Here is a 1,202-nt window from a genome sequence, read left to right on the forward strand (position 1 = left end):
GGTCCGTAGTCCTTGACGCCCCCGCCCAGACCGCCCGCCACACCACGGGACGGCGAGGACGTGGCCGAGATCGTCGGGGTACCGCGGACGGCGCCGGAGACGGCGATGGACTGGGTGCCCGCGGTGATGTTGTTGGAGCACACGACGATCACGGTGTAGGTGCCCGGGCTCACGCTCTGCCAGGCGGCGGTCTGGCTGGTCCTCGTCCCGGTCAGCGCCACCTGGCGCCCCTGGGTGAAGTTCGTCTGGCTGCTGGTGAGCAGCGAGGCCGTGCCCCATCTGCCGTCGACCTGGGTGCACGTGCTGGTCGTGACGGTCACGGTCGAGCCGCTGGTGCTGACGGAGATCCCCGGCGCGGCGGCGGCGGGCCCGGCGGTGAGACCGGCCGCGAGCGCGGCGGCGGCCGCCGCGACGGGGCCGGAGCGCAGGAGTGGCTGAGTGTGGCGCATGGGACTGTCCTCCGGCGGCACGGTCGGCGGGCCATCCCGTGTGCCGCCGGAGATAGGGAATCGCCCGTGCTGCCTCCGAGCCAGCCAACCTCCCGCGCCCGCGTGAGGCACGCGGGGCGCGTCCGTCCGGGTGATTCGCACGCCGAGCGGGCGGGAACGCGGCGGCAGGGCCTATGGCCGTCCCGTCGTCACCGTCCGCTCGGGTGAGAAGCCGCCCCAGGTGCCGTCCGGCAGCATCGCCCGGATCCGCACCCGGTGGGTGACCCCGGCCTCGCGCCCGACGTAGAAGCTGTACGACGCCTTCTCGCGCGGGACGGTGCCGCCCCAGACCAGGGAGGTGGCCGGCTGCCCGTCGAGCTGGATCTGATACTGCGTCACCACCCCGTCGGTGCGCGGCGGAACCCAGCTCAGGTCGAGGTAGTGGGAACCGTCCGCCCGGTGTGTCGTGGCACGGAAGACGGAGGGCGCGGTGGCCCGGCCGTCGTCGGAGCCCGGCGCGGTGGTGAGCCGGACGACGGTACTGGCGGGGGAGAGGTTGCCGGCGGCGTCGCGGGCCCGCACGGTGAAGGAGTAACGGGTGCCCGGCCGCAGGCCCGTGACCACGGTCGCCGTCTGGTTCCCGCCCACGCTGTGGATCTTCGTGCGGGCCTGGTGGATGTCGTAGGAGACCACGCCCCGGTCGTCCGTCGACGGCGACCAGGACAGCTGGGCGGCCCGGCTGCCCACCGCCCGGCCGTGCGCGTCGGGCGGGCG

The 1,202-nt window shown here is 74.6% G+C and carries 2 protein-coding genes; both read right to left on the reverse strand.

Translation table 11 applies throughout. The features are described 5' to 3' along the window. A partial coding sequence (locus C1I97_RS37510) for a hypothetical protein (protein ID WP_111007316.1) occupies positions 1-449 on the reverse strand: 449 nt, incomplete at its 3' end. A 171-nt stretch (positions 450-620) separates the two neighbouring features. After that, positions 621-1,202 (reverse strand): fibronectin type III domain-containing protein (locus tag C1I97_RS37515; RefSeq protein WP_146608440.1); only part of this gene is annotated, 582 nt, incomplete at its 5' end.

The sequence above is a fragment of the Streptomyces sp. NTH33 genome, assembly GCF_003236365.1.
In the GTDB taxonomy this organism is placed as follows: domain Bacteria; phylum Actinomycetota; class Actinomycetes; order Streptomycetales; family Streptomycetaceae; genus Streptomyces.